The organism is Parapedobacter brassicae (assembly GCF_051400755.1).
Classification (GTDB): Bacteria; Bacteroidota; Bacteroidia; order Sphingobacteriales; family Sphingobacteriaceae; genus Parapedobacter.
On record NZ_JBLFFL010000002.1, the window covers coordinates 381,436 to 394,981 of the forward strand.

The 13,546-nt window shown below is 50.8% G+C and carries 17 protein-coding genes; 11 read left to right on the top strand and 6 right to left on the bottom strand.

Annotated features, from left to right (window positions below):
* The first annotated feature begins 21 nt into the window (after positions 1-21).
* Positions 22-300, top strand: coding sequence for a hypothetical protein (locus ACMGDE_RS07000; RefSeq protein WP_436832056.1), 279 nt, complete (start codon positions 22-24; stop codon positions 298-300).
* 7 nt (positions 301-307) lie between these two features.
* A complete protein-coding gene (locus tag ACMGDE_RS07005) occupies positions 308-706 on the top strand; it encodes a DUF983 domain-containing protein (protein ID WP_436832057.1) in 399 nt (132 codons plus the stop codon).
* Between the two features lie 12 nt (positions 707-718).
* Here ACMGDE_RS07005 and rfbC read toward each other — a convergent pair whose 3' ends face one another.
* Both rfbC and ACMGDE_RS07015 read right to left on the bottom strand, forming a co-directional pair.
* A complete protein-coding gene (rfbC, locus tag ACMGDE_RS07010; RefSeq protein ID WP_436832058.1) occupies positions 719-1,267 on the bottom strand; it encodes a dTDP-4-dehydrorhamnose 3,5-epimerase in 549 nt (182 codons plus the stop codon).
* 20 nt (positions 1,268-1,287) lie between these two features.
* Positions 1,288-1,581: a DUF4286 family protein gene (locus tag ACMGDE_RS07015; RefSeq protein ID WP_436832059.1), complete on the bottom strand. Its 294-nt coding sequence runs from the start codon at positions 1,579-1,581 to the stop codon at positions 1,288-1,290.
* 167 nt (positions 1,582-1,748) lie between these two features.
* Here ACMGDE_RS07015 and ACMGDE_RS07020 point away from each other — a divergent pair, with 167 nt between their 5' ends.
* The 9 genes from ACMGDE_RS07020 to ACMGDE_RS07060 all read left to right on the top strand — a co-directional run bounded on the left by ACMGDE_RS07020 (position 1,749) and on the right by ACMGDE_RS07060 (position 10,572).
* Positions 1,749-3,635, top strand: a complete 1,887-nt coding sequence (locus ACMGDE_RS07020) for a S9 family peptidase (protein WP_436832060.1) — start codon at positions 1,749-1,751, stop codon at positions 3,633-3,635.
* Positions 3,632-5,299, top strand: a complete 1,668-nt coding sequence (locus ACMGDE_RS07025; protein WP_436832061.1) for a sensor histidine kinase — start codon at positions 3,632-3,634, stop codon at positions 5,297-5,299. The genes ACMGDE_RS07020 and ACMGDE_RS07025 overlap by 4 nt, the downstream gene beginning before the upstream one ends.
* Positions 5,300-5,412: 113 nt before the next feature.
* A complete protein-coding gene (locus ACMGDE_RS07030) occupies positions 5,413-6,105 on the top strand; it encodes a winged helix-turn-helix domain-containing protein (protein ID WP_436832062.1) in 693 nt (230 codons plus the stop codon).
* Between the two features lie 132 nt (positions 6,106-6,237).
* The gene (gene greA / locus ACMGDE_RS07035; RefSeq protein ID WP_436832063.1) at positions 6,238-6,711 is read left to right on the top strand and encodes a transcription elongation factor GreA; all 474 of its coding nucleotides are present in this window, start codon (positions 6,238-6,240) and stop codon (positions 6,709-6,711) included.
* Between the two features lie 145 nt (positions 6,712-6,856).
* On the top strand, positions 6,857-7,270 hold the full coding sequence (locus ACMGDE_RS07040) for an HIT family protein (RefSeq protein WP_436832064.1): 414 nt from the start codon (positions 6,857-6,859) through the stop codon (positions 7,268-7,270).
* Positions 7,271-7,310: 40 nt separating this feature from the next.
* On the top strand, positions 7,311-7,964 hold the full coding sequence (locus tag ACMGDE_RS07045) for a DedA family protein (protein WP_436832065.1): 654 nt from the start codon (positions 7,311-7,313) through the stop codon (positions 7,962-7,964).
* Between the two features lie 23 nt (positions 7,965-7,987).
* Complete coding sequence (locus tag ACMGDE_RS07050; RefSeq protein WP_436832066.1) at positions 7,988-8,539, top strand: inorganic diphosphatase; 552 nt, start codon at positions 7,988-7,990, stop codon at positions 8,537-8,539.
* On the top strand, positions 8,539-9,852 hold the full coding sequence (locus ACMGDE_RS07055; protein ID WP_436832067.1) for a hemolysin family protein: 1,314 nt from the start codon (positions 8,539-8,541) through the stop codon (positions 9,850-9,852). The genes ACMGDE_RS07050 and ACMGDE_RS07055 overlap by 1 nt, the downstream gene beginning before the upstream one ends.
* Before the next feature lie 12 nt (positions 9,853-9,864).
* Positions 9,865-10,572: a 16S rRNA (uracil(1498)-N(3))-methyltransferase gene (locus tag ACMGDE_RS07060; RefSeq protein WP_436832068.1), complete on the top strand. Its 708-nt coding sequence runs from the start codon at positions 9,865-9,867 to the stop codon at positions 10,570-10,572.
* Between the two features lie 14 nt (positions 10,573-10,586).
* On the opposite strand, the gene ACMGDE_RS07065 is transcribed toward ACMGDE_RS07060, so the two are convergent.
* From ACMGDE_RS07065 to ACMGDE_RS07080, 4 genes are all read right to left on the bottom strand, one after another.
* Entirely contained in the window at positions 10,587-11,069 is a 483-nt protein-coding gene (locus ACMGDE_RS07065) for a hypothetical protein (protein ID WP_436832069.1), read from the bottom strand.
* 4 nt (positions 11,070-11,073) lie between these two features.
* Positions 11,074-12,438 (bottom strand): ABC transporter permease, encoded by a 1,365-nt coding sequence (locus ACMGDE_RS07070; RefSeq protein WP_436832070.1) that lies wholly within the window; start codon positions 12,436-12,438, stop codon positions 11,074-11,076.
* Entirely contained in the window at positions 12,435-13,097 is a 663-nt protein-coding gene (locus ACMGDE_RS07075) for an ABC transporter ATP-binding protein (protein WP_436832071.1), read from the bottom strand. The genes ACMGDE_RS07070 and ACMGDE_RS07075 overlap by 4 nt, the downstream gene beginning before the upstream one ends.
* A 167-nt stretch (positions 13,098-13,264) precedes the next feature.
* A partial coding sequence (locus tag ACMGDE_RS07080; protein WP_436832072.1) for a hypothetical protein occupies positions 13,265-13,546 on the bottom strand: 282 nt, incomplete at its 5' end.

The window sequence follows — 13,546 nt, forward strand, 5'->3', positions numbered from 1 at the left end:
AAATAATTGTACCTTTGTGATATGAACACAATCAAGCGGTTTTTAGGTGTATGGATGATGGTGTTTGCGCTGCTCGCGGCAATGCCCGATACCGCCCGTTCGCAATGTGCGATGTGTACGCTTACCGCCGAAAACGCCACGGAAAACGGCAACACCCAAGGCAAAGGGCTGAACAAAGGAATCTTGTTTTTGCTGGCCATCCCGTATCTCGCGGCGCTGGGAATCGGGGTGTTGTGGTATAAGAAATACCGCGGTAAGAAGACGGTCAACGTAGACAATGACCCCATCGTGCTGAATTAGTCCCCTAATGGCTGCGCATACCTCCAAGATCAACGCCGTCGTCGGTTCCAAATGCCCGAAATGCCGGGTTGGGAGGATGTTCGTCGGCAATACCTATGGCTTTAAAAAGCAGCGGATGAATGATGTGTGCCCGCATTGTGGTTTTCGGTTTGAGATCGAACCGGGATATTTCTACGCCGCGATGTATGTGAGCTATGCACTGTCGGTGGCCCAGGGGGTCACCGCCGGGATGCTGACATACCAACTCACCAAAAGTGAATCGCCATGGATATACCTCGGCGTACTGCTGGCCACCATCCTGATTTTTGCACCCTTCAATTTCCGGTACTCAAGGCTTATCCTCTTGCATTACCTGACCCCCAAAATTAAATATGATCCCCGGTATGAGGATGAACTCCCGGAGTAAGGGGGAAAGAAATCAAAAGGGGTTTGCGATATCGCGCAGATAGGGCAATTGCTGGTCCTTCTCGGAGACGATAAGCGCACCCTTATCCATCGGCCACTCGATACCCAGGTCGGGATCGTCCCAGCGGACACCCACCTCACCTGCCTTATCGTAAAATCCCGTCACCTTATAGGCAAATAAGGTGTCGTTTTCGAGCGCCAGAAAACCGTGTAGAAAGCCCGGGGGTATCCATAGCGATTTGGCATTATGTTCGTCGAGCACGAGGGAAAAGTGCTGCCCATAGGTGCTGGAGTCTTTCCGTATATCCACGGCCACATCCAGCACACTGCCGCGCAATACCCGCACCAACTTGCCTTGCGCATTTTCTCCGGCCTGGGCGTGCATGCCGCGCAATACGCCGCGATGCGAACTGGATAGGTTGTCCTGCACGAAAGTCTGGGCGATCCCCTGTGCTTCGAAGGGCCTCGCATTATAGGTTTCAATAAAAAATCCACGGTCATCTTTCCACACCTGCGGTTCGATGACGATCAGATCCGGTATTGGAGTAGGGGTAAACTTCATGATATAAATGCTTATTGAGCTTAATCCTTGAGGTATTTCATCATGCTATCGAAGAAGAGGACTTTCCCTGGATACTCCGTGGTGGCCAATTGTTGGATCGCTATGAGTTGATCCTTTTGGAAAGTTGCGATTTCTTCCTTATTTTCAGCGCGCAGCTGAACACAATACGTGGTGCCTTCATGCGGAGCATCCAGCAGTTGAAGCAAGGCGATGGAAGCATCCGCTTTCCGCTCGCCAAGCAACGCTTGTAAGCGCTGTCTGAGGGCTTCGTGGATGTCATCTTCAGCGATGATGGTAACGTTGTATAAATACATTCGGCGAAGATAATTAATCTGGCCAAAATAACCGCGTTACACGGGTGGATTTAGGGTTGGGACGGGCGATTGGCCGCGTAAAATTAACCGTGTAAAATTAAGGTTGCATAAAAGGCTTTTACGGTAAATTTTTCCACCTTTGATAAAACGAGGGGAGCATCGTCTATATGATACGGAATGTTGTGTTTTTGTTATTGGTGGGAGGCATCGCGGGCTGTTTGGGGAGCTGCGAGAGCCGCAAGGGACGTGTTATACCGGTCGAGGATTTTTTCTCTGAACCCGAAAAAACCGATTTTCAGCTATCGCCCAACGGCAAGTATATCGCTTATTTAAGGCTGTATGAAGGGCAAAAGAATATTTTTATCCTGCATCCCGATGAGCAAAACCGGGAGCAGCGCATCACGTCTGATCGCGATCTCGGTATTCAATCGTATTTTTGGGCGAATGATGATGAGTTGATCTTCACCAAGGACAAGAAGAACGATAGTCTCCAAGTGTTTGCGGTCAATCGGGCGACATCTGCTGCACGGCACCTGATGCCCCCTTCAGCGGTGAAATTGCGTTGGATCTCGCCTTCGAAAGTCATCAATAACGGGTTTCTGATTTCGCTCAATGAACGCGATTCTTCCGTATTTGACGTTTATCGGCTCCGCACAGACGCCTGCAAAAAGGAGCTGGTCGCCAAGAACCCCGGTAATATTATCCGGTGGTATGCCGATCTCAACGGCGAGTTGCGGCTGGCGATGGCCAGCGACAGCGTGAAGGAAACCGTGTTGTATCGGGCTCGCGAACAGGATGTGTTTAAGCCGGTCATGAGCAACAGCTTCCGGAATTCCATCATGCCCCTCGGGTTTTCTGCCGGTAACAGGAGCCATGTATTTGCACTTTCGAACATCAACCGGGATAAGATGGCCTTGGTCGAAATAGATATGGAGACCGGTAAGGAAGTCCGGGTAATCTATAGTCATCCCGATGTAGATATCGACCATGAGGGATATTCCGGCAACCGGGGGGAGATGTCTTATGCAAGCTATGCCACCTGGAAACAGCAACGCCATTTTCTGAACCAAGAGACCGAAAAGGTGTATCAAGCGATCGGCAAGCGGCTGGCGGGCTATGAGGTAAGCATATTGGATCGGGATACGGCCCGCAGTCGGTTTATCGTCCGTTCGTATACCGATAAAGATCCGGGCGCGATATACTACTACGACATGTCCAAGGATGAACTGGTGAAATTGACCGACAACAATCCGGCGCTGAAAGACTGTATGCTCGCGGAGATGAAGCCGGTCACCTATCGATCGCGCGACGGACGGCAGATACAGGGATATCTGACCATGCCTCCGAAATCAAACGGTAAGCAGGTGCCCGTCATCGTGTACCCCCATAGCGGTCCGTTCGATCGCAACCGATGGGGATTCGATCCGGAGGTACAGTTTTTTGCCAATCGGGGCTATGCCGTATTTCAGGTCAACTACAGAGGATCGACAGGCTATGGAAAAGAATTTTGGTCGGCCGGATTCAAGGAATGGGGCGGAAAGATACAGGACGACATCACCGATGGCGTACGATGGCTGATTGACGAAGGCATCGTCGATTCCGCGCGCATCGGCATTTTCGGTTCCGGTTTCGGCGGCTATTCCGCCTTGCATGGCGCCTGCTTCCATTCCGATCTATACGCCTGTGCAGCCTCCTATTCGGGTTTTACCAACCTGTTTACGTACCTCAAGGAATTTCCGCCGCACTTCAAGCCCTATTTGCAGATGTATTATGAGATCATCGGCAATCCCGAAACGGAGTCCGATCTGATCAAATCCATGTCGCCGGTATTTCATTCCGAAAACATCGATATTCCCGTGTTCATCGCGCAGGGGGGCAAAGACAGCAAGAGCACGCCCAATGAGATGAATCAATTTGTGCAGAAACTGAAAAAGCGGAAGATTCCCATCACCTATATCCTGCACGAAGAAGAAGGGCGATATTTCCGCAATGAGGAAAACCGTATCTCGTTTTACACGGAGTTGGGTACGTTCTTTGAGCAGTATCTGAAATGAAGCCCCAACGCAATACGTACCGCGCAAACTACCTATTGGTTGGCGCTTTTATTGTCGTGGTCGCTGCGTCGTTTGTATTGGCTATTTTTCTTGCGCGGGATTTGACCGATACCTATGTCGAAAACGAATTTGCATCCCGCAAGGTAGAAGTGCTGGAACACAACATCGGCACATTCAATGACTTTTTTCATAACCGGCTCCCGGAAATTTCATTCTATCAAGGCTATTTGGATTCCGCCACGGCAGCCACGTATGCAGATAGTGTGCTGCGAACCTATGCGTTCGTCGAGCACATCGTATTTTATGACGGGGCGCTTAGCAATAACGACAGCATCGATTATGGGTTTTCTGCCAATCATTTGGTCATCTATCCCAAAGGTGTTTACCAGTTCAGCCATCCGGCCGGGAGTGACAGCCTGTTATCCAAAACGAACGGGGGCGGACACCTGCCATTGGCCTTGTCCGACGACTTCAATAACATGGCGGTAAAATTTGCGGCATTTGTTGAGCGGGTCGATACGGCCAAGGCACTGCGCGACGATGACATCTTCAAAGTGTTTTATTCGGTCACGCCAGGCAAGATCTCCTACATGAATATTCCGCGCAGGGATGACCTGAAAACGTATAAGGAATTGATGTACGGGCAGCAGGTGCATGATGCGGCGTATGAGCAGGACATCCTGACCTATTCCATCAACCCGAATAAGCTGATGCTCACGAATACGGTGCCTGAGTTATATCAACACGTGCAGATCCAGCCGCTGGTGTACGAATCGATTGACACCGACCCGGATCTGCTCACGACGGAGACACCCCTGCCGGGCGCATTGGCCGATTATAAGATCTATTTCAGTTCGAGCCGATCGTTCCTGCAAACGGAAATCAACAGGCGGTTTATGCCGGTGATGGCAGGGGTGGTGACGATCTACCTGTTGCTGGCGTTAATCGCCTACCTGATCTATCGAAACCTGTATGTCAACGAACGCCTGTTCAAGCTGCAATACGATTTTATCAACAACCTGACCCATGAATTCAAGACGCCGGTGAGCGTGATTAAGATCGCGGGCAACAACATCGGGAGTGCCAAGCAGCTTTCGGACAAAGAACGGATGCATTATGGTAGAATATTGGACGAGGAAGCGGATAAACTCAATAATTTGATGAATACGCTGCTGTCTTTTACACAGATCGAAAATAAATCGATAAAAATAAAACGGGAGGAAGTCGATTTGCACGAATTTTGTGATAAAGTGTTGGCTGCTTCCAGAATCAAATATGTAGATTTGGATATCCGGTGCAAGGTAAATGCCACCAAAACGCTGTATATTGACCCGGTGTTATTGGGAAGTATCTTTCAAAACCTGATAGACAATGCGTATAAGTATTCCAAACCGGACAATAAGGTGCTCGATATACAAGTGACCCAGACAAAAAAACAGGCGACCATGCATTTTGCAGATAAGGGGATCGGTATTGCAAAAAAAGAATTGCCCCATATTTTCAAAAAATTCTACCGTGTGCAAAACCAATATAACCAGCAAGGCAGCGTGGGGCTTGGCTTGGCATTCTGCAAGGAGCTGGTCAATTTCATGGGGGGCGATATCACCGTCGAAAGTGAATTAGGCAAGGGGACGACGTTCAGGATTGTGTTGCCTGTGGATTGAGACGGGAGACGGGAGACGTGAGACGTGAGACAACAGACATGAGACGTGAGACAACAGACGGGAGACATGAGACAATAGACATGAGACAACAGGCATCAGACTTTATATAGGATATGTATAAGAATATTAAAATAGCGGTCATTGAGGACGATGAAAATTTACGTTTTTTGGTGGCTCATCGGCTCGAATCGGAAAATTACCAGGTCGTGCAGACTGGTAATGGGGACGAAGCGGAAAAACTGGTGTTGGAGCATCGGCCGGATATCGTATTGCTGGATTGGATGCTTCCCGGCAAACAGGGCTCGGAAATATGCACCAGCCTGCGCAAAGCGGGTTTTACCAACCTGATCATCATGATGACAGCCAAGTCGCAAGACGTGGATAAGATCGATGCGTACAGCTTCGGTGTTTCTGATTACATCACCAAACCGTTCAGCATGGATGTGTTGGTGGCCATGATTGAGAACAAGATCAAGTATTTTCTCAATAGCCAAGCAGCAGACCTGTATACATTCGGCGATACGGAGCATCATCCCAACATTCATTCGCTGGTGCGCAATGGCAAGAAAATCGAGCTGACCATCTTGGAAAACCGGATTTTGCTCTATTTCTTGCAACATACCGGACGGGTGATCAGCCGGGACGAACTGATGCAGGTGGTATGGGGATACAGCTCTAATGTAAACACGCGGACCTTGGATATGCACATCGTGCGTTTACGGAAGAAAATCGAGCTCAATGCCGATAAACCGGCTTATTTGCAGACGGTGCGGGGGATGGGATATAAGTTTGTGGATAATCCCTGATTATTCGCTTTCTTTTTGTTTATTCAAAAACAATTCCTACCTTCGTATGAACGAGCAAGGCCATACCACTCCAGAAGGTATGGTCTTGCTTCTTTTTTTGGACTTTATTTTTTATTAAATAGCGAGTAGATTATGGCAGATGTAACGTATTACACCAAAGAGGGATTGGAAAAACTCAAAGAGGAGTTGCAGTATCTCAAAACGGAAGGCAGGGCAAAGATTGCCAGGGCTATTGCAGAGGCGCGCGACAAGGGAGATTTGTCGGAAAATGCGGAATACGATGCAGCAAAGGAAGCCCAGGGACTGCATGAGGCCAAAATCGCCAAATTGGAAGAGACCTTGTCCAATGCCCGGATCATTGATGAGTCGACGTTGGATGCTTCCAAAGTGTTGGCGTTGTCGATCGTCAAGCTTAAGAATGTGAAAAACGGCGCGGTGATGACCTATCAGTTGGTCTCCGAAACGGAAGCCGACCTCAAAGCCGGTAAGATATCGGTGAAATCACCCATCGCGCAGGGGCTGCTGGGCAAATCAATCGGAGATAAAGCCCAGATACAGGTGCCGGCGGGCGAGGTGGAGCTGGAGATCCTGGATATTTCCAGGTAACGATACGTGTCGGTTATGTGCGGGTTTGCCATAACCGCACATCCCGAAAATAACATACGCGAACGGCTGTTGAGAAAAGGCAGCCGTTTTTTTATGCAAGCAAATTTGGCTAAGTTTGCAGGTAAGCAACATAAAGAAGTTAAACATGTCCACGATATTCTCAAAAATCCTCAACGGTGAAATACCGGCGTACAAGGTAGCCGAAAGCAACGACTACTTGGCTTTTTTGGACATCAATCCGCTGGTTAAAGGCCACGTATTGGTCATTCCTAAGCGAGAGACCGATTATTTATTTGACATGGAAGACGATGGCTATATCGGGCTTTGGATGTTTGCCAAGATCGTTGCGCAGGGCGTTAAGGCCGTATACCCATGCGAAAAAGTTGGCGTGGCCGTGATCGGCTTGGAAGTGGCCCACGCGCATATCCACCTGATCCCGATCAACCAGGTGAGCGACATCAATTTCAGCAGACCAAAACTCAGTCTCCGTCCCGAGGAGCTTGCCGAAAGCGCAGAAGCCATCAAAAATGCGATTCTAACGGTCACCCACAAATCCTAACACGCCTTCATTTTATATTCGTACTTTTGTAGCAGATACTATGCAAGAGTTTTGGGAGTCATTTTCACAGCTGCTGGATGCTGAGGCGCTGATAAGGTCTGGAGGCTTCTATCTTGTCATATTTATCGTATTTGCGGAGACCGGGCTTTTTTTTGGATTTTTTCTGCCCGGCGACTACCTGTTGTTTTTGGCGGGCCTGTTTTGTGCATCTGGACTGTTGGATGTTGATATCACCACGCTCTGCTTGGGCCTTTTCGCTGCCGGCGTGGCGGGCAATTTTACCGGATATTGGTTTGGTTGGCGGGCAGGTCCCATGCTCTTCAAGCGAAAAGATACCTGGTTGTTCAAACGGCGCTACGTGGTCATGGCCGAAGAGTTTTATCATAAATATGGCGGACCAGCCTTGATTATTGGCCGTTTCATGCCGATAATTCGTACCTTTGCGCCGATACTGGCGGGTGTTGTGCAGCTGAATTTTCGTAAATTCGTCTTATACAATCTCTTTGGCGCGGCCATTTGGGTCTGTCTGCTGACGTTATCCGGCTATTTCCTGGGGCGCGAGTTTCCGCAGATAAGCCATTACATCGAGTATATTATTGCAGGTTTTATCACCATTTCATTTACACCCATATTGATAGCGCTGATCAGGCGAAAATTACAATCGAACAGAAAAAAGGCCGAAATAGAAGAGTAACAAACCATAAATTACCATCCATAATGAGCAAGACACATCCTTGGCATGGCATATCTCCGGGCGATGATGTTCCGTCCGCGGTCAATGCCATCATCGAAATCCCAAAAGGTTCAAAGGCAAAGTATGAAATAGATAAGGAAAGCGGACTGATCAAATTGGACCGCGTTTTATTTTCATCGGTCATGTACCCGGCCAATTACGGCTTCATCCCCAAAACCTATTGTGATGATAAAGATCCGCTGGATATCCTGGTGCTTTGTTCGGTAGATGTTTATCCCATGAGCATCATCGAGGCCAAGGTCATTGGGGTGATGCACATGATCGACAATGGGGAGCAAGACGACAAGATCATCGCGGTAGCCAAGAACGACATGTCCGTCAACTACATCAATGACCTCTCGGAGTTGCCCCCTCACACGATGAAGGAGATCGTCCGTTTCTTTCAGGATTATAAAATACTGGAGCGGAAGAACGTGACCATTGAGCGTCTTTTTGGTCGGTCATACGCTTACCAGGTGATACAGGATAGCCTTGACTTGTACCAGAAGGAATTTGCTAATCTAACGACTACCTAATGGGCTGGGAGATTTTCTGGACATTTTTTTTGGTATTTGCCAACGGCTTCTTCGTAGCGGCTGAGTTTGCGATTGTCAAAGTGCGGGCATCGCAAATCGAAATCAAGGTCAAAACGGGCAGTCAGGTTGCGCAGGTAGCCAAACACATTACCAGTCATCTCGACGGCTACCTAGCCGCTACCCAATTGGGCATTACGATATCATCCCTCGCCCTGGGTTGGGTGGGTGAGGCCGTGATGACCGACATTGTGACCATGGTATTCGGATGGTTCAATGTGGAGCTCACGAGCGTCTTGGCCAAAAACCTGGGGCATGTGTTGGCCTTCAGTATCATCACCGTATTGCACATCGTATTCGGCGAGCTGGCCCCCAAATCCATCGCGCTCCAGCGCCCTGTAGGCACCACCATGAGCATCGCGCTGCCCCTGCGATTTTTCTACGTGGTCTTCAGACCGATTATCTGGGTGTTGAATGGGTTTGCCAATCTGCTGCTCAGGCTCATGGGGTTCCAGGTCAACATGGGCGAAGCCCATCATTCATCCGAGGAGCTGCAGTACCTGCTGGATCAAGGACGCGAAAGCGGTGCATTGGATACCGTGGAGCATGAGCTGATCAAAAACGTTTTTGATTTCAACGAGCGGATCGTGAAGAACATCATGGTACCGCGTACCAAGATCTCGGCGATCGAAATGAATTGCCCGATTGATGCCTTCATCGAGCAGATCACCAAAGAAGGTTATTCGCGCATACCCATCTATGACGACAACATCGACCAGATCATCGGCATCGTGCATACCAAGGATATCCTGCCCATCATTGCCAAAGGGAAGGAGCTCGTCTTGCGGAACATTATCCGCAAGCCCTATTTTATTCCTGAAACCAAGAAGATCAATGATCTGATGGCCGAGTTTCAGCAACGGCGCATCCAGATCGCCATTGTGCTGGATGAGTTCGGCGGTACGGCAGGCATGGTGACCTTAGAAGATATCGTCGAAGAGCTGGTCGGGGAGATCCAGGACGAATACGATGAAGAGACGCCCGTGGTCGAAAAGATCTCTGACACCGAATACATGGTCGATGCCAGCGCCAGCGTGCACGACGTCAACGAATTCTTGCCCAAAGAATTGCCGGAGAGCAATGATTATGATACCATTTCGGGCTTGGTGAGCGACCTGTTCGATAAAATACCCGATGTGGGCGAACATGCAGCGTTTCACGGATACAACTTCATCATCATGAAAAAGACCCAGCAGAACATCGAATTTGTGAAGCTGGAGCTTATTGAAATGCCTGACAGCAACGAAACGGAATAAGCGATCGCAACGGTGCACCTGTTTTATACCCCCGACATATTGCCCCACCACCGCAATTTCGTGCTCAACGAGGAGGAAAGCAAGCACGCCGTACGCGTGCTGCGCATGACCGAAGGCCACCGGCTCCAGTTGGTGGATGGCCGGGGCGGACTGTATACCGCGGCGATCATGGATGCCCATCCCAAACGCACCGTGCTGGAAATTTTGGAAGTCATACCCCACTATGGCAAACAGCGGTATGCCCTTCACATCGCCATCGCGCCAACGAAAAATATCGACCGGGTGGAGTGGTTTCTCGAAAAGGCCGCAGAGATCGGCATCGATGAGATCACCCCCGTCATCTGCGAACACTCTGAGCGTAAGGAAGTAAAAACCGAGCGGTTGACCAAGGTGCTGGTGGCCGCCATGAAGCAGTCGCTCAAGGCCCAGCTACCCAAGCTGAACGAGGCCGTGCGGCTGGGTGATTTTTTGGCACGGGATGGGAGTGGGCAGCAGTTCATCGCCCATTGTGCCGAAGGCGAAAAGCAGTACCTGAGCCAGCTGGTGCAACCAGCGGGGCATTATACCGTTCTGATCGGACCTGAAGGGGACTTCAGCGCGCCGGAGATCGACGCTGCGTTGGCGGCAGGATATCTGCCCATTACGCTGGGCGATGCGCGCTTGCGCACCGAAACGGCGGCACTGGCGGTGTGTCTGGAAGTAGCCGTGTTGAATCGGTAGAATCGGGTGAGCCGTCAGTTGATCAGCTCCGCATCCAAGATCTGTATTTCCGAATTACCCTCTTGCGTATTGGGGTTGAGGCGCACCCGGCCCTTGATTTTGATCGGCTCTTCCGTGAAGCGCACTTTGGTGCCTTTTTTCATGAAGATCTCGACCATGGGCGGCACGTCTCCCTGTCCGCAAAACATGCACTGCATGATGGGCAGTACCGAGAGCATAAACGTCTCGTGATCGCGCCCCCCCTGCATGGGTACCAAGTAGCCCGGGAGGTCGACCGTTTTCTTATCGATGGCTTTCAGCTCATCCGGAAAATGCGGTGTATACACGGTTTGATTATCCTTGTAGGTCACCTTATACATCAGTTTATTGATGGTTTCCCAGGTTTGGTTCATCATAGGCGTATGGTCGGGCACCTCCCCAAATGGGTTATCCTGCTGCGCGTTTGCCAACTGCACCCCCAATGCGATGAAAATAAAAAGAATGAATTGCTTGATCATGTGTCTAATTTCCTGATAACGTTTGCGATATCGAAGTCTTATATGCTTTGATGGCCGGGATCACGGCCGCCACGAACCCGATGGATACGCCGATGAGTACCAGCCAACCTTCCTGCGGCAACAGCAGGAACGCCTGCAATAATGTTGCCGTGCCACCGGTACTGGCGCCGATCAGGTAAAGGGCAATGTGGCCGATGATAATACCTGCTATCGCGCCTACAAAGGTAAGCAATATTCCCTCTGCAATCACAATGCCGAAGAGTTTTCCTTGCGAAGCGCCGAGCGTGCGCATGATGGCCAAATCATATTTGCGGCTCTTGAGCGCATTATACAGGCTGATAAAAACACTCAATGCCGCCATGAGCATGATCACGTAGGCCAATACCTGCAACGAATCGATGCCGATACCCAGCAGTGAAAACAACCGTGCACTTTCAATCGCGGGCGAAGCAGCCTGCAAGGCCGTATTTTGATTTACCAACCGCGGGAACATCCCGATCGCCGCGGGGTTGCGGTATTGGATCAGCATGCTGGTGATCTCCCGTTCACCGGAACTGAGATCGCCCATGATGCTTTTGACCAGGGTGGGTTCTTCATGGTGATCGGTGGTTGGTGACGGGTGATCGGTTTCGTCATCATCGTCATGCTGTTCGCCGTGATGGTGTTCATGCTCTTCCACTCCGACCACGTCGTGCTGGTGGTCAGCTTCATGGTCATGTTCCTCATCTCCATGTTCATGTTCCTCATCTCCATCATCCCCATGCATGCGCCACACACTGGCCAAGTTGGTCAGCACCAGGCGGTCGGCGATATGATGCGCAGGTTTGAAAATCCCCGTGATCGTGTAGGCATGCTCGTCATGCGCATGTCCTTCGCTGCTCAGGCCATGGGCCCCATAGATTTTGTCTCCGATGTTTAACTGATGCTTCTGCGCCACCTCGGCGCCGATCACCGCTTCGAAATCAGCCTGCCATATGCGGCCCTCGGCCAGTTCTAATCCGTATAGCTGCATGAACGTACTATCCGTGCCGACAATACGGTGCCCCCGGTAATTATCGCCCAATGACAGCGGCACCGCCAGCCTGACCATGGGATTCGCCGCCAGTTTCTGTGCCTCGGCGAGCGTGATGTTCCCCGTGGGGTTATCCATGTGATAGATGCTGCTCAGGATAAGCTGTATGGGGCTGCCCTTGGCACCCACCACCAGATCGATGCCCCGGCTGTTGTTGTCAAGCTGTTCCTCAATCTGGTGCGACGTCAGCAGCAGCACGCACAGTATGCCCGTTCCGAAAGCGGTGAGCAATATGCCCAGTATCGATGTTGCCGGGTTTTGGCGGATATTCTTCCAAGCGATTTGCGGTACATTCATGATCTGCCCTCCATTTCATAAGCATGGGCGATGCGCGTCTTTACGCGTTTATCGTGGGTGGCGATCACCAGTGTCGCCCCTTGCTGTTCCGCCTGGGTGAGCAGCAAGTTCAGTACACCCGCTGTATTGCGGTCATCAAGCGAAGCCGTCGGCTCATCCGCCACCAGTATCGCCGGTTTATTGATCACCGCGCGGGCGATCGCGGCCCGCTGCATTTGTCCACGGCTCAATTTGCCCGGATAGCTATTCGCCTTTTGTTCAAGGTTGAGCAATGTCAGTACCTCGTTTATCCGGTCATTATCGACCTTGGCACCCGCGAATCCCTGAGCGATTTGCAGGTTTTCCCGCACGGTCAGGCTTTTCACCAGATGCGCCTCCTGAAAGATCAAGCCGATGCGTTGTCCGCGGAACTCGTCCAGTTTGCGCGCAGGCAATTCATAGAGCTGCTGTCCGTCAATTTGGACTACCCCCGTCTGGGGTTTGAGCAGCCCGCTGAGGATGTGCAACAACGTCGTCTTGCCGCTGCCCGAATCGCCCAATATCAAGGTGTGTTGCCCCGTGGGTACTTCGAGATCGGCGAAACGCAACGACTCTCCCCGTGGGTATTGGTAGGTGATGCCGTTCAGGCGGATGACCGTATTTGCATGGTTGTCCTGCATGGTAATCGTGTTAAGTAAACCCAACGGACCGCGCCTGTTAGGTCACGCAAGTTTAAGGTATTCCGTTTAAATTTACAGCTTATTAATGCAACTTTATTGATATTGTTAGTGGGAGTGTTTTAGTCCATTGCTCCACGTCTGGATCCGGGGCGCTTCGCTTCCGTCTCCTAGGCCGTGTCTGTTTTACGTCCATTGCTCCACGTCTGGATCCGGGGCGCTCCGCTTCCGTCTCCTAGGCCGTGTCTGGTTTTATGTCCATTGCTCCACGTCTGGATCCGGGGCGCTCCGCTTCCGTCTCCTAGGCCGTGTCTGCAATGGACGTAAAACAGGTGGGGATGTGATGGTTGGTGGGGGTGTTTTAGTCCATTGCTCCACGTCTGGATCCGGGGCGCTCCGCTTCCGTCTCCTAGGCCGTGTCTGCAATGGACGTAAAACAGGTGGGGATGTGA